16 protein-coding genes are annotated in these 20,474 nt (G+C 61.6%); 14 read left to right on the top strand and 2 right to left on the bottom strand.

The window, feature by feature from the left end; genetic code table 11:
- Positions 1-107: 107 nt before the first annotated feature.
- The 5 genes from DXD56_RS05760 (at position 108) to DXD56_RS05780 (ending at position 6,180) form a co-directional block, all read left to right on the top strand.
- On the top strand, positions 108-497 hold the full coding sequence (locus DXD56_RS05760) for a YtxH domain-containing protein (protein ID WP_117640510.1): 390 nt from the start codon (positions 108-110) through the stop codon (positions 495-497).
- On the top strand, positions 497-1,252 hold the full coding sequence (locus tag DXD56_RS05765; RefSeq protein WP_117640511.1) for a PRC-barrel domain containing protein: 756 nt from the start codon (positions 497-499) through the stop codon (positions 1,250-1,252). The genes DXD56_RS05760 and DXD56_RS05765 overlap by 1 nt, the downstream gene beginning before the upstream one ends.
- 72 nt (positions 1,253-1,324) lie before the next feature.
- Positions 1,325-2,731 (top strand): polysaccharide deacetylase family protein, encoded by a 1,407-nt coding sequence (locus DXD56_RS05770; RefSeq protein ID WP_233524946.1) that lies wholly within the window; start codon positions 1,325-1,327, stop codon positions 2,729-2,731.
- 333 nt (positions 2,732-3,064) lie between these two features.
- The gene (locus DXD56_RS05775; RefSeq protein ID WP_117640512.1) at positions 3,065-4,909 is read left to right on the top strand and encodes a magnesium transporter; all 1,845 of its coding nucleotides are present in this window, start codon (positions 3,065-3,067) and stop codon (positions 4,907-4,909) included.
- Between the two features lie 74 nt (positions 4,910-4,983).
- The gene (locus tag DXD56_RS05780; protein ID WP_117640528.1) at positions 4,984-6,180 is read left to right on the top strand and encodes an Nramp family divalent metal transporter; all 1,197 of its coding nucleotides are present in this window, start codon (positions 4,984-4,986) and stop codon (positions 6,178-6,180) included.
- Positions 6,181-6,725: 545 nt separating this feature from the next.
- On the opposite strand, the gene DXD56_RS05785 is transcribed toward DXD56_RS05780, so the two are convergent.
- Positions 6,726-8,942 (bottom strand): acyltransferase family protein, encoded by a 2,217-nt coding sequence (locus DXD56_RS05785; RefSeq protein ID WP_117640513.1) that lies wholly within the window; start codon positions 8,940-8,942, stop codon positions 6,726-6,728.
- Positions 8,943-9,128: 186 nt separating this feature from the next.
- Between DXD56_RS05785 and DXD56_RS05790 the strand changes: the two genes are divergently transcribed.
- From DXD56_RS05790 to DXD56_RS05830, 9 genes are all read left to right on the top strand, one after another.
- Complete coding sequence (locus tag DXD56_RS05790; RefSeq protein ID WP_117640514.1) at positions 9,129-10,100, top strand: ribokinase; 972 nt, start codon at positions 9,129-9,131, stop codon at positions 10,098-10,100.
- Between the two features lie 27 nt (positions 10,101-10,127).
- A complete protein-coding gene (locus DXD56_RS05795; protein ID WP_117640515.1) occupies positions 10,128-11,102 on the top strand; it encodes a nucleoside hydrolase in 975 nt (324 codons plus the stop codon).
- Positions 11,103-11,305: 203 nt separating this feature from the next.
- Positions 11,306-12,316 (top strand): LacI family DNA-binding transcriptional regulator, encoded by a 1,011-nt coding sequence (locus DXD56_RS05800; protein WP_117640516.1) that lies wholly within the window; start codon positions 11,306-11,308, stop codon positions 12,314-12,316.
- Positions 12,317-12,573: 257 nt separating this feature from the next.
- Entirely contained in the window at positions 12,574-13,974 is a 1,401-nt protein-coding gene (locus DXD56_RS05805) for an L-fucose/L-arabinose isomerase family protein (RefSeq protein WP_117640517.1), read from the top strand.
- A gap of 2 nt (positions 13,975-13,976) precedes the next feature.
- Entirely contained in the window at positions 13,977-14,813 is an 837-nt protein-coding gene (locus DXD56_RS05810; RefSeq protein ID WP_192934535.1) for a transketolase, read from the top strand.
- A complete protein-coding gene (locus DXD56_RS05815; protein WP_117640518.1) occupies positions 14,806-15,747 on the top strand; it encodes a transketolase family protein in 942 nt (313 codons plus the stop codon). The genes DXD56_RS05810 and DXD56_RS05815 overlap by 8 nt, the downstream gene beginning before the upstream one ends.
- Before the next feature lie 176 nt (positions 15,748-15,923).
- Positions 15,924-17,414, top strand: coding sequence for a glycerol kinase GlpK (locus tag DXD56_RS05820; protein WP_117640519.1), 1,491 nt, complete (start codon positions 15,924-15,926; stop codon positions 17,412-17,414).
- Between the two features lie 152 nt (positions 17,415-17,566).
- A complete protein-coding gene (locus DXD56_RS05825; protein WP_117640520.1) occupies positions 17,567-18,055 on the top strand; it encodes an S-ribosylhomocysteine lyase in 489 nt (162 codons plus the stop codon).
- A gap of 143 nt (positions 18,056-18,198) precedes the next feature.
- On the top strand, positions 18,199-18,843 hold the full coding sequence (locus DXD56_RS05830; protein ID WP_117640521.1) for a DUF4867 family protein: 645 nt from the start codon (positions 18,199-18,201) through the stop codon (positions 18,841-18,843).
- Between the two features lie 195 nt (positions 18,844-19,038).
- Here DXD56_RS05830 and DXD56_RS05835 read toward each other — a convergent pair whose 3' ends face one another.
- The gene (locus tag DXD56_RS05835) at positions 19,039-20,145 is read right to left on the bottom strand and encodes an ATP-binding protein (RefSeq protein WP_117640522.1); all 1,107 of its coding nucleotides are present in this window, start codon (positions 20,143-20,145) and stop codon (positions 19,039-19,041) included.
- Between the last annotated feature and the right edge of the window lie 329 nt (positions 20,146-20,474).

A 20,474-nucleotide genomic window follows, 5' to 3' on the forward strand; every position in this document is an offset into this window, starting at 1 on the left:
GCGCTTTTACCGTACGCAGATGAGCGTGACGGCAAGTGTTGCGCTGCGGGTATAATGGACAGCATTCAAACGGTGGGCATCGAGGTGCCCGCAGGAGAGGAATGATCATGGGAAAGACTTTCAGCTTTGTCTCCGGTGCGCTCTTAGGTGCTGCCGCCGGCGCTATCATCGGCGTTGCTCTGGCCCCGCGCTCGGGTGCCGAGACCCGCGCCATGGCCGCCGATATCGCCAACGATGCCTGGGACAACATGCGTGACACCTACGAGCACAGTGCCGAGGAGGCTCGTGCCGCGGTCAACGACTTTGGTCCGATGGTCGACGCCAAGACCGATGACCTGCGCGCCAAGGTCGACCTGGCCCGCGAGCGCATGGACCAGCTTCGCGAGCAGCTCAACGATGCCATCTCGGGCGGCAACGTGACGCCCGCTGCCGACGTCGTGGTCGAGAACGTCGCTGAGGCCGACACCGAGGCCACGGAGCCCTCGACCGAGGCATAATGCGCGCAGGGGATTTTGTCGGCGTCAAGGTTTACCGCAAACCTGCCGAAGACAAGCGCACCAAAAAGGACGGCACGCCGCGCAGCCCTAAAAAGCTCGGCAAGATTCACTTTCCCGTCTTTACCCCGGGCGGCACGCGCGTGGTGGGCTTTATGGTCCGCCAGTCCGATATCGCGGGCATGATCGAGCGCCCCGACCGCTTTGTGGCGCTCGATGCCATCGGCGTCTATGAGGGTGCTGTCGCGGTCGACGACGTCAAGGGCACCTACGATGCCGCCGCGGCCAAGCGCCTCGATATCAACCTGGACGATTGCATCATCTGGGTTGGCATGGATGTGCGCACGGAATCGGGCGATGTCGTGGGCTACTGCTCGGACGTTGAGTTCAAGCCGCGCTCGGGTATTGTGCAGATGTTCTACGTGACCGCCGGTGCCGCTTCGAGCGTGCTGGTGGGCGACACACAGGTGCCGCCGACGATGCTGCGCGGCTACGAGAACGGCGCGATGATTGTCTCGGACGAGGTCAAGGCGCTCGGGTATTCGGGCGGCGCGGCCGCCAAGGCTGCCGAGGCCAGTGTCGTGGTGGGCGATAAGGTCAAGAAGGGCGCCAAGGTGCTCGATGACAAGGGATCGGTCGCCGTGGACAAGGGCAGTCGCGCACTGGGCAAGCAGCTCGGCAAGACGCGCGGTATGTTCAAGGCCTTTAAGGACGAATATCAAAAGGCGAGCGGGGGCTCGTCAAAAGCTAGCAAATAGAGACGTACCAAATGATGGGAGGCGAGCCGGAGACATGTTGCTCCGGCTCGCTGTGTTTATGGGGGAGGGCACATGCGCCAAAACGGATCTAACTTAAACGGGCGCTCGGCTGCGCGTCCGACGGCGCGCCGCGACCTGGGGCAACTGCCCGGCGGTCAGCGTCGACGTCGCCGTAAGCCCGGCGCGATGTACCTCAACCATAGCCGTGGGTTTAGCGATCGCAGCGCGCGCATCGGCAACGGGCGCTCGCCGCGCCGACCGTCCCGTCTGCCCTATGCGCTCATCGCCGTGGGCTGCGCGCTCGTGCTGTTTATCGCTGCCGTCGTGGGCTACGTCAACCGCAGCGTGGACGTGGAACTCAACGGGCAAAAGACCGCGGTGCGCGTGGGCTCTACGTTGCAGAATCTTATCGACGATCAAAGCCTGACCGAAACGTACGACGCCGGCGATCTGCTGGCCGTCGACGACAGCGTGCTCAAGCGCCATGGCGGCGAAAAGCTGTCGGTGAAGGTCGACGGCAAGCGCGTGAAGCAAGGCAAATGGGATAGTCGCGAGCTTACGAGTGGCGAGAAGGTGACGGTCAAGGACGGCCGCAACGTCTACGAAAAGCACGAGGTCCAGGCCACGACTATCGAGCCCAAGCTCAAGGTCGAGGGCACGGGCGCTATTGAGTATGTCAAAACCTGGGGCGTTCAGGGCCGCTCCGAGATATGGGTCGGCGAGCAGTCGGGCAAGACGCAGGACCGCGGCGAGGTCGTGCCCGCCACCGACTGCGTAGTCGAGTGCGCAAGCGTGGCGCCCAAGGGCAACGAAAAGTACGTGGCCCTGACATTTGACGAGGGTCCGAGCGGCGCGACCAAGCAGATCTTGCAGGTGCTCAAGGAAAAGGGCGTCACGGCGACGTTCTTCCTTTCGGGCGATGCCGCGGAAGCCTCGCCCGCTACTGCCAAAGCGATTGTCGATGCCGGGTGCGAGATCGGCTCCAACAGCTACAGCGATGATTCGCTCAAGGGCGAGGATCGCGAGACGGTGCGCAGGCAGATCACGAAGGGCACCGAGGCGATTAAGTCGGCGACCGGCGTGAAGACGATGCTGCTGCGTGCTCCCTACGCTGCCTTTGACGAGCAAAACTGGATTGATGCGATGGACCTGGTCTCCGCCGTGGTCTCGTGGAATATTGACTCGGGCGACTGGCTGCTCAACGGCGCTGACGAGCAGGTATCGACCGTGCTCGACTCGGTGACGCCGGGCAATATCGTGCTGCTCACCGATAGCGATGAGTGCGCCGAGCAGACGCTCGAGGCGCTGCCGCAGATTATCGACGGCCTTGTCGCCGACGGCTACAAGATCGTGACGCTCAGCGACCTGGTCAAGACGGACACATCGCTCAGCAAAAAGCTCACCTCGCTGACGAAGGTCACCATGCCCAAGGACGCCGTGTTTCCCCAACTTGCCGAGGACGATGACACCACAGAGTAGTCATTGGGTAGTCGTTTAAGAACGTCCCCAATGACTATGTCACGGATACGTCAGTGTTTGGTATGCCTGCAATGTGCAGCGCATAAATTCGGTGCCGCAGCGCGATGCTGATGCTATAGTTACTGCGGTTAATGAGGGTCAAGAGAAAGGTTACAGGTGAAATCCAAACCTCGACCATACAGTCGATGACCCCATGCAGGTGCTTTTTGCGCATGCACGGGGTGTGAGCGCCGAGCGGCGTGCCGCCCGCGCATGCGTATATATGTCTAAAAGTCCACGGATTGCGTGCCGGCATGGTCACGCGGTCCGCAGGAATAATGATGGGGAGCACCATTGAATTATCTGAGTGAGATGCTCAAATTGCCGGTTTTGGACGTCGACGGCGAAAAGCTCGGCGTTGTGAACGATTTTGGCATTGCAACCGGCGAAGTTTTTCCGCACGTTACGTCGCTCGCGTTCCGTGGTCCCGGCAAGACGCCGTTTATGATCAGCTGGCGCAAATGGGTCGACCGTATCGACGAGACGGGCGTTCATCTTAAGTCGCCGGCCACCGAAATCCGTTTTTCGTACCTGCAGCCGACCGAGCTGTTGCTGGCGCGCGATGTTCTCAATAAGCAGATCGTCGACACGCAGGGCATGAAGGTCGTGCGCGTCAACGACATCAAGTTCTCTATGTCGGGCGAAAATCAGCTGCGTCTGCTGGGTGCCGAGGTCGGCGCCCGCGGTCTGCTGCGTGCAATCAGCCCCGCGCTCGAGCACGTCGTCGAGGGCTTTATGAAGCACCTGGGCAAGCCGCTCAGCGAGGACATTATCGCCTGGTCCTACATGGACCTGCTCGATCGCTCGACTAAGAACATCCAGCTCTCGGTGTCGCACAAGACGCTTGGCGAGCTGCATCCTGCCGACATCGCCGACATTATCGAGCAGCTCGACCCGCGCCTGCGCGCGCAGGTGTTCGCGCAGCTCGATACGGCACAGGCCGCCGAGGCCATCTCGGAGTTCGATGACGACGAGCTCATGACCGAGATGCTCGAGGGCCTGTCCGACACGGACGCATCGTCGATGCTGGCCATGATGGACCCGGACGACGCTGCCGACCTAATCGACGAGCTCGATTATGAGAAGGCCGAGAAGCTCCTGCGCCTGATGGGTGTCAAGGAGGAGAAGGCGATTCGTAACCTGCTGGGCTACGAGGACAACACCGCCGGCCGCATCATGACCTCGGAGTTTGTCTCGCTACCCGCCACAGCGACGGTCGGCGATGCCATCGAGGCGATCCGCAAACTCGACGAGGACTTTGAGAGCGTCTACTACGTCTATACCGAGGATCCGAGTGGCATGCTGACGGGCGTGCTTTCGCTGCGCACGCTGATCGTGGCCGACCGCGACGCCACGCTGGGCCAGCTTGCCTATCGCGATCTGGTCTACGTGTCGCCCGACGTGGACCAGGAAGACGTGACGGACGAGATGACCAAGTACGACCTGGTTGCCATCCCTGTCTGCGACGAGAACCGTCATATCCTGGGTATCGTGACCTTCGACGACGCCATGGACGTTATCGCCGAGGAGCATCAGGAGGACCTGCAGATCGCCGGTGTCGGCTCGGGCGATAGCGCGTCGGACGACTCGACGAACGTGCTCAGCTGGTTCGTGCATCGTCAGTACTGGGTCGTCGTGTGGGGCATCGCCTCGTGCATTATGGCGACGGTGTTGGGGACGGCGCTGGGCTCCGCGCATCTGGTGGTGTTCCCCATGTGCGCCATGCCGCTCGTGCTGCTGGCTGCCTCGCGCATGGTGTCGTTTGTCAAGAACTACTTCCTCGAGTACGACGGTCACGACGACGAGCCCAAACCGTACCTGGGATTCTTCTTCCAGAGCACGGGTATGGGCCTGATCCTTTCGCTCGTGACCTATCTGTGCGCGCAGCTGGTGCGCACCGCTGCGTTCCCCGATGCGTCCATGTTTGAGGAGCAACTCTTTACCGGGTGTTTTAATATCGCTGCTATCATTTGCCTGGTTGGCAACATGAGTGCCGTGATTTACCTGATGGTGCTGTTCTGGCGTGACGAGCATGACCTCAACACGTCGGGCACCGCCATGAACGTCATTGCCGTCATGATCTCGTGCGTGGCGTATTGCATCGCCGCGGTGCTGCTCGCCATGTCAGTCATGGGCTAGGTGGTCGCGTGCAAAATACCAAGCAAAAGTCGGGCACCAAGCAAAAGCTGACCATCGCAGCCATCTTTGGCGCTATGGGCCCCGGTCTGCTGGCGGCGCTTTCGGGCAATGACGCCGGCGGCATTGCAACGTATTCCAGCGCGGGCGCCAGCTATGGCTACAAGATGCTCTGGATGCTTCCCGTCATGACTGTGCTGCTCATCGTGACGCAGGAGACCGCGGCGCGCTGCGGCTGCGTCACGGGCAAGGGCCTGGCATCGCTCATTCGCGAGCGCTTTGGCGTGCGCAAGAGCGTGTTGGCCATGGCGGCGCTGTTGATCGCCAACACGGCTGTGACCATTTCGGAGTTTGCGGGCATCGCCAGCGGCCTTGCTCTCTTTGGCGTGCCGGCGAGCATCTCGGTGCCGTTGGTGGCGCTGCTGGTGTGGATGCTTACCATGTCGGGTAGTTTCCAGCGCATCGAGAAGATTCTGCTGCTGGTGAGCTGCGTGTTCGTGACCTATATCGTCGCCGCGTTTATGGCTGGCCCCAACTGGGGTGAGGTCGCGGTCGACCTGGTCGTGCCCAACATTCAAAATGACCCCAGCTACGTGTCGCTCGTGGTCGCAACGATCGGTACCACTATCGCGCCGTGGATGATTTTCTTGGCGCAGAACAACGTGGTCGATAAGAACGCGGGCGAGGACGATATCGTGCTGCAGCGTATTGATACCGTGAGCGGCTCGATCGCTGCTGATATCATTGCGGGCTTCATTATCATCACGACCGGCACGGTATTGTTCCCGGCGGGTATTCAGATTAGCGATGCTGCCGATGCTGCCCGCGCGCTGGAGCCTATTGCGGGTCAGTGGTCCACGGTACTGTTTGCCTCGGGCCTGGTCGCGGCGAGCTTCTTGGCTGCCTGCGTGCTGCCGGGCGTTACGTCGAGCGCTATCTGCGAGGCATTTGGCTGGGAGCGCGGTGCCGACCGCAGCTGGGACGAGGCCCCGGTCTATCGCGGCATCATTACGGCCATCATCGGTATCTCTGCCGTGCTGGTGCTTATGCCCGGCGTCGATCTGTTCCAGATTATGATGACCTCGCAGGTCATCAATGGCGTGCTACTGCCCGTGGTTCTGGTGTTCCAAGTGGTTATCGCCGCCGATCGTCACATTATGGGCGCCAACCGCAACGGCCGCGTGTGGAACGTGCTCACGTGGGCGACTATCGCCGTGATTACGGTGCTCACGGTCGTCATGTTTGTCCTGCAGGCGATGGGTTACAGCGCTTAGCGCCCACTTTTGCTTCCGAACAGGCCGCAGCGATGGACTGCGGCCTGTTTTTTGCCCGCTATAGGGCATTAGTTATATGGCAGTGGACAAAAAATGCCAAATATGAGTACTGTTGCTAAGTGAATAGCATTTACATCCAAGAAGATAATGGACATAGCCGATAGTATGTTCATTAAAATTGGCTCCAATATGTCTTAAACCAGTCAGGTTGGCTGCTTTAGGGGGTTGTAGGGGTCGCTCGGACGTCATTTTGGGTGGTTTTGCCTGCTACTAAAATGGTAACAGTACTCATATTTGCCCCTTTTTGTCCACGACCCCTTGGAGCCGGCTCGAAAAGAGTGATTTTGGGTTGTTTGCTGCGGGTGTGGGCTTGGAAACAACGTTCGGGGTGGCGAGGCGCCCAGAATTTGGTCGCAAGGAGGGCGTTCCTCGGCTGTGTCAGGAGTGTCCCTGGGTGCCGGCACATAAGGAACGTCCCTAACTGTCGGAGGGGGTGCCTGCCGTGGCGGGCACCCCCTCCGGATGTGGGAAGTTTGCGCTGCAGGTTACTTGTCGGTGCCCAGCTTGTGCGGCTTGAGAGCGAGCGCATTGACGAGTGCGTCGGCGGCGGACTTGACGGCTGCCGGCTGCGGATCGTTGACGTGGTCCTCGGGGTGCACGGGCAGGTCTTTCTTGACCGCATCGTGGATCAGGTTGAGATACTCAGCCACGCCGGTAGTCGACAGGTGCGTGCCATCGCCATCGAACAGGTCGTTGCGGTTGGCGCTGTACCCGTACCAGTCGATAACGCGTACATTCTTGTAGCGCGTGGCGGCGTTGGCGATGGCCTGGTTTGTGGACCCGACCCACGGCTGCGGGCTACGCGTGTTTACAAACACGACAATACGCTGCTCGCCGGCGTCGGCCATGATCGCGTCGACCTGGGCGTCCGTTACCAAACCGTTGGTGCCCAGGGCAAAGACCACGATCTTGCCGGCAAGGTTCTGCTGGATATAGCCCTCAAATGTCGCGCGGCCCGCATCAAACTGGCGGCCCTTTTCGGCATCGATATGGCTGTGCGGGAACACGCCGTCAAAGGAATCAACGGCGCGCAGCGACACGGAGTCACCGATCATCAACAGGTCGTAGGAGCCATCGGGGAAGCCGTCGTTATCCTTGTCGGTGTCGTCGGCCGCCTGCTGGTCGGTGGGCGCGGTGTTTTTTGCTTCCTTGTTCAGGACTTCGGCGCCCTCGCCGCTCAGCGCAGACGTCTCGGGCACAAAGATCAGGCCGCCCAGCGCGATGACAAGCACGATCCCGCAAGTGGCGCACACAGGAATATGCGCGCGTGCCCAGTTGGCAGGCGTGGTGGTGCCATCGCGGAATTCGGCGACGGTACGGCCGAAGGCGCCCTTCCTAAACGGCGTCTCGATAAAGCGATACGAACATTCGGCCACGGCGACCACCACAAGTACCTGCAAGATGTACTGCCACCAGGGCGTATCGTTGATGTTGGCGACCGGGTTCATAAGCAGCAGCAGCGGATAGTGCCACAGGTAGATGCTGTACGAGCGCTTGCCAACCCACACGAGTGGCTCGGCGGACAGCGCGCGGGCAACCATTCCCTGGGGCTGCACGCAGGCCGCGATGACCATGAGCGTGAGGATGGAACATAACAGCGTGCCGCCGCGATACTGGAACGCGGTGTAGCCGTTGGTGAGCGCGACCATGGCGGCAAGGCCAACCAGACCCACGACGCCCAACACATCGATGGATGCGGGCGAGGACCAAAAGCGCACGAGGGCGCTCGGCTGTGCCGGGGCGGTCTCGGCTGCTTCGTCGGCCTTCTCGCCAGGCTTGCCCTCGGCGTTCTTGCCGTGCTTGGCGGCGCCAGCCAGGCGATTGAGCCCCAAACGATGAGCGAGACGCACCGGCGCCAGGTCGCGATCGGGGATAAAGGCCATCCAGGCACCCAGCAGCAACGAGAACACGCGGGTGTCGGTGCCGTAGTACACGCGGCTGGGGTCGGCGGCAGGGTTGTAAAGCACCATCATGGCGAGGGCAGACACCGCGGCAAGGCCCAGAACCACGCGGCGCGTGTTGGGCTTGCTCACATGCATGGATACCATGGCAAACAGCAGTGGCGGCCAAATCAGGTAGAACTGTTCCTCGATGGCAAGCGACCAAAAGTGCGTGAGCGGCGAGGGGTCGCCCAGAGCATTGAAGTACGAGACGTTTTGGGCAATCTGCCACCAGTTGTTGAAGAACAGCAGCGATGGCAGGATGTCGGGGCGCATCTTGGTGAGCATCACGTGGTTAAAGATGGTGCACAGCGCGCAGGTCACGAACACTACCGTTACCACGGCGGGGACCAGGCGACGGATGCGGCGAATCCAGAAGCTCTTAAGGTCGATGCGGCCGGTCTTAGCGACTTCGTTGAGCAGCAAGCGCGTGATCAGATAGCCCGAAAGCACAAAGAAGATCGTGACGCCGAGCAGGCCGCCCTGAGCCCACGTGAGGTTGAGGTGGTAGAGCACCACCGCGACGACGGCAAGCGTGCGCAGACCGTCGAGCGCAGGGATATAGCGGGACTTGGGACGAGCGGGCGTCTGCTCCGCGGCGGGAGTATTGGCGCGGCCCTCGTTGTTGGCGGAAGCGCGATGGGGGCTCGCGGTGCGTCGCGGCTCGTTGGCACGGCGTTGGCCCTTCACGCGTTCGTGCGGCGCCGGCTCGTTGCCCGTGCGGCGTCGGCCGCGCGAGCCCGATTGCGAGAATTGTTCCATAAAACATCATCCAATGACGAGAATAATCAGCATGTATTCATTGTAGCTGCCTGCTCCTGTGAATGCTTGCTGCTGGCGCAAGCTCAAGCGCGCGTCCACATCAAAGTGAACTAAAGTTATAGAGGTGCGAGAGCACACGATTGACGGCCGACAGCGGGCGCAGAGCCCACGGACGAGGAGGTTTCCATGGCGGATCACAGCATCGTTGCGGTGTTCGGCAGCATGAACATGGACCTTTCGGTGGCGTGCGAGCGCATGCCGCGCGCGGGCGAGACAGTCGGTGGCAGCGGTTTTATCACCAACGCCGGCGGTAAGGGCGCCAACCAGGCCGTCGCCGCCGCGCGCATGGGTGCGCACACGTGCATGATTGGCGCTGTTGGGCGCGATACCTTTGGCGATGTGCTCGTGGCGGGGCTTCAGGATGCCGGCGTGGGCGTTGAGTTTGTGACACGTCTCGATGGCGTGGAGACCGGTACCGCGACTATCATTCGCTGCGAGAGCGACAACCGCATCGTGCTGTCGCCGGGCGCCAACCATGCACTTGCGGGCGAGGACGTTGCCCGCGCACTGAGGCGCCTGGTGGCCGACGAGCTCGACGGCGACGCCAGCGAGATTGCCCCGGCTGCCGGAAGCGTCTTTATCGCCCAGGGCGAATGTGATCTGATTGCAACGGCCGCGGCGCTCTCTTGCGCTCACGAGCTGGGATTCTATACGATCTTTAACCCGGCACCCGCCTGCGACCTGCCGGCAGGAGCGTGGCCTGCGGTCGACCTGGTCTGCCCCAACGAGACCGAGTGCCAGGTGCTGACGGGCATTCTGCCCTCGGATGATGCGAGTTGCGTCGCCGCGCTCAATGCGCTGCTCGACAAGGGCGCCGGGGCTGCGGTCATCACGCTAGGCGGTGCCGGCTCAGTTGCACTTGGCGATGACGGTGAGCTGCTGCGCATGCTGGCACTTTCGAGCGCGGTGGTCGATACGACGGCCGCGGGCGATACGTTTATTGGTGCGCTTGCGGCAGCTCGCCTGGAGGGCCTGCCGCTCTTTGAGTGCATGGCCGCCGGCGCCCGTGCCTCGGCGGTGACGGTGTCACGTTTGGGCGCGCAGCAGTCGATTCCCACGCGTGCCGAAGTTGAGCGCATGTTTGGTTTAGACGATTAGTACAAGACGGAGAAGCGGAGTAGAACTATGGCGATTAAGAAGCTGATCCTTGATCTGGATATGGGTGTGGACGATGCGATGGCGCTTGCCTATGCCATCGCGAGCCCCGAGGTGGAGCTCGTGGGCATCACCACATGCTTTGGCAACGTGCGCGTCGAGCAGTCGGCGCACAACTGCCTGGCGGTGCTCGACCTGTTGGGTCGTCCCGAGGTGCCGGTGTACCTGGGTGCCGACCGTCCTCTGCAGGCGACCGAGCCCTATACACCGCCGGCGTCCACCACGCTCATCCACGGCAAGAACGGCATTGGCGGGGCGAGCGTGCCTGCGTCGCCCTACGAGCCGGTGGGGGCGACGTCGGCCGATGGCAACGCTGCGGTCGATTATCTGATCGATGCCGCGCGTACCTATGGCCCCGATTTGGTCTACGTGGCGACCGGTCCGCTCTCCAACTTGGCACTTGCCCTGGAGCGCGATGCGGCGGCGATGATGTCTATCGGCCGCGTGGTGGTGATGGGCGGCGCCCTGACCGTGCCCGGCAACGTGAGCGCGGGTGCCGAGGCCAACATGGCAAGCGACCCCGAGGCCGCCGACGCCGTGCTGCGCTCGGGCCGCAAGCTCACTATGGTGGGTCTGGATGTGACGCATCGCGCGGTGCTCACGCGTCGCGACATTGCCGGCTGGACGGGCTCGGGCACCATGGCCGGTTGCGCGTTTGCGAGCATGGTGGAGCACTACATTGGCTCGTACGAGATGAACGCACCCTACCTGGGCGGCTGCGCACTGCATGATCCCCTGGCTGTTGCCGTGGCGATCGACCCCACACTTGTGGGTGCGCTCGGCTGCAATTTGCGTGTCGACCTGCTGGGCGAGTACCGCGGCCGCACCATCTGCGATGAGCGCCGCGTGGCAGATCCCGACAAGAGCACGCTCGTGGCGCTGACCGTCGACGCCCCGCGCTTCCTGTCCGAGTTCAAGGCCCGTATGGCCCGCGTCCTTGGCTAAATGTTTTTCACGCCCCGTCCCAAATTGGCTACCGAGTAAATGTGCCCGTTGGGGGAATAGTCGCACCACTTCGCTTGACAACAGGCTAAACTAGCTATTAAACATTTACTATTCTGTTTAGATTGAATTTGCGGTCGTTTAGTTGTCGAGTCACGGGGCGGTCAGGCCATGATGCTCGACCGCGACCGTTACTAGGGGGAACAATGGCTAAAGCAAGTGTTCGCGAGATCAGCCGCATCACCGGTTTTTCGCCTGCGACTGTGTCCAACGCGCTCAACCGCAAGCGCAGCGTGAGCGAGGAGACCGCCAAGGTCATCCTGGAGTGCGCGCAATCGCTCGGCTACCAGCAATCGACGCAGCTCGAGAGCATCCAGTTCGTGCTCGCGCGCAAGACGGGCGCCATCCTGGACGAGAGCACCTTTCACCCCGCGGTCATCGAGGGCGTGGAGCGCCAGGCGCGTCGCCACGGCATGAGCACGAGCTTTGTCTCGCTCGACTTTAGCGACTTAAACGCCGTGCGCCCGCAGGTCGAGGGCCTTATCGCCGACCCGGCTGCCGCCATCGTGCTGATGGGCACCGAGCTGGGTGAGGAAGATTACGCCTTGTTCGCCAACGCTGCCGCCCACCTGATCGTGCTCGACGGCTGGAGCGACCGCCAGTACTTTGATGCTGTAGTCATTGCCAACACCGATTCGGTGTTGCGTGCCGTGGATTACCTTATCGAGAAGGGTCACAAGCAAATTGGCTACCTAGCAGGTGACCTTCGCATCCGCAACTTTAAGGACCGCGAGCGCGGCTATCGCCAAGCGCTTGAGGATGCGGGCCTCGAGGCCAATCCGGCATGGCGCGTCACGCTGAACACCACGCTCGAGGGCGCTTATCGCGACATGGGCGCGTGGCTCGACGGCGTTTCGCGCGACGACCTGCCGACGGCTTTCTTTGCCGAGAACGACGTGCTTGCCGTGGGCGCCATGCGCGCGCTGAGCGAACACGGCGTACGCGTGCCCGAGGATGTCTCGATCATCGGCTTTGACGACCTGTCTCTGGGCGCCTTCTCAAACCCGCCGCTCACCACGGTGCACGTTCCCAAGCACGAGGTGGGCGAGATCGCGGTGCGCCGCCTGGTGGGCAACATCCGCAATCCCAAGAGCTATACCTGCAAGACGGCCGTATCGACGTATTTTGTCGAGCGCCAGAGCGTGCGCGAGATTTAGGCGGAACGGCGCCAGATTTCAGAGCGGAAAAGTCCGCTAAAGGCAACCATACATAACGCTACCAAGAGGGGGTCCTTCGGGACCCCTTTTTGTTCTCCTTGTATGTTCAGTTTGTTTACATACCGTTTAGGCTGAATTCTCTACCGCTTGCGAGTATTTCGCGCTAAACTTCTAAACAGAATAGTAAAATATTTAGTAAACAGAACAAAACGAAACACGCGTCTGTTTACTGAACATGTGACTAGGGGAGGACGTACATGGATAAGATCAAGCTCGGCTTTGTGCCCACGCGCCGCAGCATCTTTAGCGCGCCGGACGCGATCAAGTATCGCGGCCTGACGGCTGATCGCCTGCGCGAGATCGGCGTCGACATTGTGGACATTGACGACATCAACGACGAGGGCCTGCTGTTTGACGACAGCCATATCGAGCCTATCGTCAAGAAGTTCCGCGCCGAGGGCGTCGACGGCATCATGCTGTGCCACGCCAACTTTGGCACCGAGTACGTTTGCGCCCGCCTTGCCCGTGAGCTCGGCCTGCCCGTGCTGCTGTGGGGCCCGCGCGACGAGCGCCCCGAGCCCGACGGCACCCGCCTGCGCGATAGCCAGTGTGGCCTGTTCGCCACCGGCAAGGTCCTGCGCCGCTTCCAGGTTCCCTTTACCTATATGACCAACTGCCGCCTGACCGATCCCGAGTTCGAGCGCGGCGTCTGGGACTTTTTGGCCGTGTGCAACGTGGTCAAGACCTTCAAGCACACTCGCATTCTGCAGATGGCCACCCGCCCGTTCGACTTCTGGTCCACCATGTGCAACGAGGGTGAGCTGCTCGAGAAGTTCAATATTCAGCTTTCGCCTATCCCCATGACCGAGCTCGTCCAGGCCGTGCGCGACGCCCAGGCCGACGAGCAGGCCATGGCCGCCATGCTCGACCACATTCGCGACAGCTTTGAGATCTGCATCCCCGAGGACAAGGTTCCCGCGGTTGCAGGGCTCGCTATCGCCATGAAGCGCCTGGTCGATAAGTACGGCTGCAACGCCGGCGCCATCCAGTGCTGGAACGCTCTGCAGGACGAGCTGGGCATTATGCCCTGCGCCGCCAACGCCATCCTCAACGAGATGGGTATCCCCGTCGTGTGCGAGACCGATATCCACGGCGCCATTACCGCGCTGATGGCCGAGGCCGCCGACCTGGGCCGTCACCGCGGCATGTTCGCCGACTGGACCGTGCGCCATCCCGATAACGAGAACGGCGAGCTGCTGCAGCACTGCGGCCCCTGGCCCTGCAGCTGCGCGGCCGTCAAGCCCAAGCTCACCTATCCGCTGGCTTTCGATCACCCCGGCGCGCTGACGGCCGAGGCCAAGCACGGCGACCTCACCCTTGCCCGCTTTGATGGCGACAACGGCGAGTATTCGCTGCTGCTGGGCAATGCCCGCGGCATCGACGGGCCGGCCGGCATGGGCACCTACCTGTGGGTTGAGGTCGAAAACCTCAAGCGCCTCGAGGCCAAGATCGTCGAGGGCCCCTACATCCACCACTGCGTCGCCATTCACGCCAACGTGGTGCCGGTGCTCTACGAGGCGTGCAAGTACATTGGCATCCAGCCCGACTTGTACGACCCGATTGAAGAAGACGTCAAAGCCTACCTGCGAGGAGAGTAGAAATGGCAACTATCGAAGAGCTTGAGTCCCTGCGTTGGGATCTTCGCCGCGATTGCGTCGATATCATCATGGCTGGCGCCGGCGGCCACATCGGCGGCGACATGTCGGTGATCGACGCCCTCATGACCCTCTATGCCAACCACCTCAACATTTCGCCCGAGACCGTCGACGACCCCAACCGCGACCGCTTTGTGCTCTCTAAGGGCCACGCCATGGAGGCCTACTACGCGGTGCTGTGCCACGAGGGCTATCTGGACCTCGACGACGTCAAGGCCCGCTTCTCCAAGTTCGGCAGCCCCTACATCGGCCACCCCAACAACAAGCTCAAGGGCATCGAGATGAACTCCGGTTCGCTGGGTCACGGTCTGCCCGTGGCCGTGGGCATGGCGCTTGCCGGCAAGATGGACGGCCGCGACTACCGCGTCTACACCATCATGGGCGACGGCGAGCTTGCCGAGGGCTCGGTCTGGGAAGGCGCCATGAGCGGTGGCAACTACCAGCTCGATAACCTGTGCGCGCTCGTGGACCGCAACCGCCTGCAGATCAGCGGCAGCACCGAGGACGTCATGAAGCAGGATTCGCAGGAGGAGCGCTGGGCTGCCTTCGGCTGGAACGTGCTCTCCATTCCGGGCAACGACATCCAGGCCATTGACGCCGCGCTGACGTTGGCCGCCGAGACCAAGGGCAAGCCCACGGTCATCATCCTCAACACGGTGAAGGGCTATGGCTCGCCGGTTATGGAGGACAAGGCCGCCTGGCATCATCACTTGCCCAACGACGAGGAATATGCCCAGATCATCGCCGATTTCGCTGCCCACAAGGAGGCTATCAATGGCTAACAAGATCGCCAACCGCAAGGTTATCTGCGACACGCTGCTCGAGGCCGCCGAGACCGATAAGGACATCGTCGTCCTGTGCTCCGACTCCCGCGGCTCCGCATCGCTCACGCCGTTCTTCGATCAGTATCCCCAGCAGTCCATTGAGGTCGGCATCGCCGAGCAGGACCTGGTGAGCATCGCCGCCGGCATGGCTTCGTGCGGCAAGAAGGCCTGGGCCGCCTCGCCGGCGTCCTTTGTGACCACGCGCTCGTATGAGCAGTGCAAGGTCGATGTCTCGTACTCCAACACCAACGTCAAGCTCATCGGCATCTCGGGCGGCGTCTCCTACGGCGCCTTGGGCATGAGCCATCACTCCGCACAGGACATCGCTGCCATGAGTGCGATTCCCAACATGCGCGTATATCTGCCGAGCGATCGCTTCCAGACCGCCGAGCTCGTGCGCGCCCTGGTTGCCGACAACAAGCCGGCCTACATCCGCGTGGGCCGCAACCCGGTCGAGGACGTGTATACCGAGGACGAGTGCCCGTTCCAGATGGACCGCGCCACCTGGGTACGTCGTGGCACCGATGTGACGATTGTCGCCACCGGCGAGATGGTCCGCCATGCCGTGGACGCCGCCGACCTGCTGGCTGAGCAGGGTATCTCCGCTACCGTGCTCGACATGTACTGCGTCAAGCCGCTCGACGCCGAGGCCGTGATTGAGGCCGCCGGTGCCACGCGCGCCGTCGTGACCGTCGAGGAGCACAGCCCCTTTGGCGGCCTGGGCTCCATGGTCGCGCAGGTCGTGGGCGAGCATTGCCCGCGTCCGGTTAAGTGCCTGAGCCTGCCCGACGCGCCGGTCATCACCGGCACGAGCCCCGAGGTCTTTGCGCACTACGGCCTGACGGGCGAGGGAATCGCCAAGACGGTCGCTGAGTTCCTGCCCGCAGAGTAATTGGTGCATCGGGGACAGGTCACTTTGCATCAACTTGGTGCAAAGGGGGCAGGTTTGCACCAATCCTTTTAGGTTGAATTCTGAGCAGGCCGGCTGCGCTCTCATGAGCCGGTCGGCCACTCGCTCCTTGTCCGTCGGGCTTTAGTTTTTAATCGACGGGGGAGACAGGAGAGTACATGAGCAAATACATCATCGGAATCGATCAGTCCACGCAGGGCACGAAGGCGCTGCTGGTGGACGAGGACGGCCACCTGATTCATCGTGCCGACCGCTCGCATCGCCAGATTGTCAACGACGCCGGCTGGGTGAGCCATGATCCGGCCGAGATTGCCGCCAACGTGCTGGCCGTGGCGCGTGCCGTGGTGGAGGAGACCGGGGTCGATCCGGCCGATATCGCCGGCATTGGCATCTCCAACCAGCGCGAGACCACCGTTGCCTGGAACCGCACGACGGGCGAGCCGCTATGCGATGCCGTGGTGTGGCAGTGTGCCCGCGCCCGCGAGCTGTGCGACGAGCTTGCCGCGCGCGAAGGCGTGGCCGAGCTGGTGCGTGACACGACGGGCCTGGTGCTTTCGCCCTACTATCCGGCGGGCAAGATGGCTTGGATCCTCGCGAACGTTCCGGCGGCTGCCAAGGCCGCGGCGGCGGGCGAGCTGTGCCTGGGCACCATCGATGCCTGGGTGGTCTGGACGCTCACGGGCGGTGCGGAGTTTCGCTGCGACTGGTCCAATGCCAGCCGCACGCAGCTCTTCGACCTGCGCCGTGGCTGTTGGAGCGAGCCGGTGTGCGAGGCCTTTGGCATTGACCCGGCCTGCCTGCCGCAGGTGACCGATTCCGACGGTCTCTTTGGCACGACGGACCTGGGCGGCTTTTTGCCGGCGCCCGTGCCCATTCACGGCGTGCTCGGCGACAGCCACGCGGCCTTGTTTGCCCAGGGCTGCCATAGCCGCGGCATGGCCAAAGCGACCTATGGCACCGGCAGCTCGGTCATGATGAATGTCGGCAACGAGTTTGTCGCCAGCTCGCACGGGCTTTCGAGCTCGCTTGCGTGGCGTATGAACGGCGTGACCGAGTATGTGCTCGAGGGCAACGTGAGCTACGCCGGCGCCGTCAAGACCTGGCTGCGCGACGATCTGGAGCTCATCAACAATCCCGAGGAGGTCACCGACCTGTGCTATGCCGCCAATCCGGCGAGCCGCGTCTACTTTGTGCCGGCGTTTACCGGCCTGGGCGCGCCGCACTGGGCAAGTGATGCCGAGGGCTGCGTCTTTGGCATGACGCGCACCACGGGTCGCGCGGAGTTCGTAAAGGCCGCCGATGATTCGATCGCCTATCAGATCTTCGACGTCATTGATGCGATGGTCGAGGATTCGGGCGCCGCACTGGCCGAGCTTCGTGTTGACGGCGGCCCCACGCGTGACGCGTACCTGATGCAGTTTGAGAGCGACTTGGTCGGCTCGTCCATCCGCATTGCGAGCAATGACGAGATGAGCGGTCTGGGCGCGGCTTGGGCCTGCGGCATTGCGCTGGGCATGTACGCGCGCGATGTCGTCGACGTCTATGGCGCCCGCGGCATCGTGGAGCCTGCCATGCCCGCAGACGAGCGAGCCAAAAAGATCGCCGGCTGGCGGCATGCCGTCGATGCGACCATCGCGTACACGGCCTAGAATGATTCTTCTGGGACGGGGATTAAAAACTCATTGATCCCCGTCCCAGGCAGCTCATTTGGGACGGGGCTTTTTTGACTGGTATGATTGGTGCGACCATTCGAACCAGCTAAAAGAGCCCCGTCCCAAATTGACTACCGAGAGGAACTGCCATGGAGCGCATCGCAAGTTTTTCCGTTGACCATCTGCTGCTTGAGCCCGGCGTGTATGTGAGCCGCATCGACCGCGATCCGGCGACCGGCGCTGCCGTCACTACCTTTGATCTGCGCCTGACCACGCCCAACAAGGAGCCGGTCATGAACACGGCCGAATGCCACACCATCGAGCATCTGGGTGCCACGTTCCTCCGCAATCATGCCGAGTGGTCGAGCCGTATCGTCTACTTTGGGCCCATGGGCTGCCGCACGGGCTTTTACCTCGTCGTTTTTGGTGAGCTGACGAGCGAGGAAATCTTGCCGCTCGTGCGTGAGCTGTTCGAGTTTGTTGCTGGCTTTGAGGGCGATATCCCCGGCGCTGCTCCCGAGGAGTGCGGCAACTACCTGGACCAGAACCTCCCCATGGCCAACTGGCTTGCGCGCCGTTATCTCGACCGCGACCTGGCCGATATCGACGAGAAGCACCTGCACTATCAGCAGGCGTAAGGGCTTTATCGCCCAAAACGCGCGCATTGGGCGCCTTCGCTTATGCGGGGCGCCTTTTTGTTGAGTGGTCGGGACGAGCGTTCAAAATCGCTCATGTTTGTTCTAGAATGTTCGTATAGTCACATTTACGAACAGGAGCGAACATGCATATCTACTCTGTTAACGATCCCGAGTTCAAATCCTATGGCAACGTTTGGGATGACGTTCCGTCCGAGCTCACGTCGCCCGTGTTCGAGGCGCTCTCTGCCACGCCCATTCCTGAGGGCAGCAAGTACGTAGCGAGTGCGCCGGAGCTCGAGGGCGTCAAGGATGCCGATAAACTGGGCTTTCTCATGTTTGGCGGTCGTCCCTTCCAGCTGGGCTGGTGCAACGGCCACAACACGCAGCTCAACTGCCTGGAGTATCACCGCGCCAGCGAGTTTAACCTGGGCGCCCGCGATTTTATCCTGCTCGTGGCGCATCGCTGGGAGATCGAGGACGGCAAGCTCGACACCGCTCAGGTCAAGGCGTTCCGCGTGCCGGCGGGTACGGTCGTCGAAGTCTTTAACACCACGCTCCACTACACGCCCTGCATGGTCGACGACGGCGGCTTCCAGGTGATGGTGGCGCTGCCGGCGGGCACCAACGGCCCGCGCCCCGAGGCTGCAGCCGACATGCCTGCCGCCGGTGACAGCTACTGCTGCTGGAAGGCCGACAAGTGGGTCCTCTGCCATGCTGACAGCCCCAAGGCAGCCGAGGGCGGCTACGTAGGCCTCATCGGCAAGAACCTCGACATCACCTGCGACTAGAGTCTTCTGTCTCGATCTGTAACATCTAGCGGGCTAAATCGTTACTACCTGTTACAGATTGAGACATATCGTAGAAGGCCGCCCGAAAATCTCGATCTGTAACACCAAACCCGATTTTGACGGCCTAGCTGTTACAGATCAAGACAAACCGCCCCAAATCACCACAAAGGTGCCTGTCCCCTTTGTGGTGGTTGGCTAGAGCTGGCTGCGCAGGTAGTCAGCCATATATGGTACGGCGAAGCGCACGTAACCGCGGCGCGCCTGTTCGATAACGCCGGCGTTGATGAGGCGCCGGCGATACTTTTGCGCGTAGTCGGGTGTGACCGACATGCGTTTCGCTACATCGGAAATGCGCGAAACGGCGTCTTCGTCATCAGTCATTGCGTCGAGAAACGCGACGTCTTGGTCCGATAGCGCGGCGAGCGTCGTTTCACAAACATCATTTTCGAAATCGACTTTCGATGCTTCGATAGCTCCGTCGACATGCGCTTGCGCTATGCGTTCTCCGGCCTTGCAACGATTGGCGATGTTATAGCCAATAAGTTGCAGCATATAGGGCGAACCTTGGGTCGCGTGAGCGGCGCGGAGGCGAAGGTCGCTTGGAATATCAAGGTCGAGCTCTTCGAAAGCCCGCTGATAATATGCATCGACATCTCCGACTGAAAGCGGTTCGAGCGTGACTTTGCGTGCGCGGTTGAGAAATGTCAGTACGCGGTCGTTGAGTGTCGCGGAGACTGCTCCCGGGAGGCCCGCCATGACGAGCGCGACGTTGAGTCGTTCGCCGACCAGCTCTTGATAGGCGGTGACGAGCTGCCTAATCTCGGGTGAATTTGCCTGGAGCTCATCGATGAGGATGAGGATGCCGTGGCCCTGCTCGGTCAGTTTGCGCGCAAGCTGCGTGAGTTTAAACTGAAAGCTCTTGGTCTCCTGCACGTCTCGTGTGAACTCGAGGCCTGCCGAGAAACCGAAAACACTTAGGCTGCCGCCCGTGAGTTTGGGAAGGTAGCGCGTATTGACGTAAGGCTCGCCTGCTTCTTGGATTTTCTCAACAATGCGCTCGAGCATATCCTCGGAGGCTACGGTAGGCGTGGCGACAACATAGCCGAGCTTGCGTGCGCGGTCGGCAAGTTCCCACAGAAGAACCGTCTTGCCGCTGCCTCGCTGTCCAAGCATGAGCATGGCTCGGTCGCGATTGCCCGGCTCCTGCTCAAGGCCGGATATGAATGTCGAAATCACGTTCCCGCGCCCCACCAGATAGGACGGGCGATTTCCAAATGAGGGGGAGAAGATGGTTTCAGTCATAAGTCTCCTTTCCTTTTTTTCCTATTTTTTCCTTTTTTTCCTATTCAGTCAAATAGTCCGCAGGTCGAGGACGGTTGCATAGGCCTCATCGGCAAAAACCTCTACATCACCTGCGACTGGCCTCATTAACTTGCGGTGGAATAGTTCCTGTTTAGGCGCCGCGGACCGGAAAACAGGAACTATTTCACCGCAACTGCCCAAACCACCACAAAGGTGCCCCTTTGTGGCGGTTTGGGCGGGCGGGTATCAAAAAGTGTCAGACGGGGGCGGCTGCCGGGCCGCCGTGTGCGAAAAGAAGTGTCGACCTGCGCCGTTGCCGTTGAGCGACG

The organism is Collinsella sp. TM06-3 (assembly GCF_003436395.1).
In the GTDB taxonomy this organism is placed as follows: Bacteria; Actinomycetota; Coriobacteriia; order Coriobacteriales; family Coriobacteriaceae; genus Collinsella.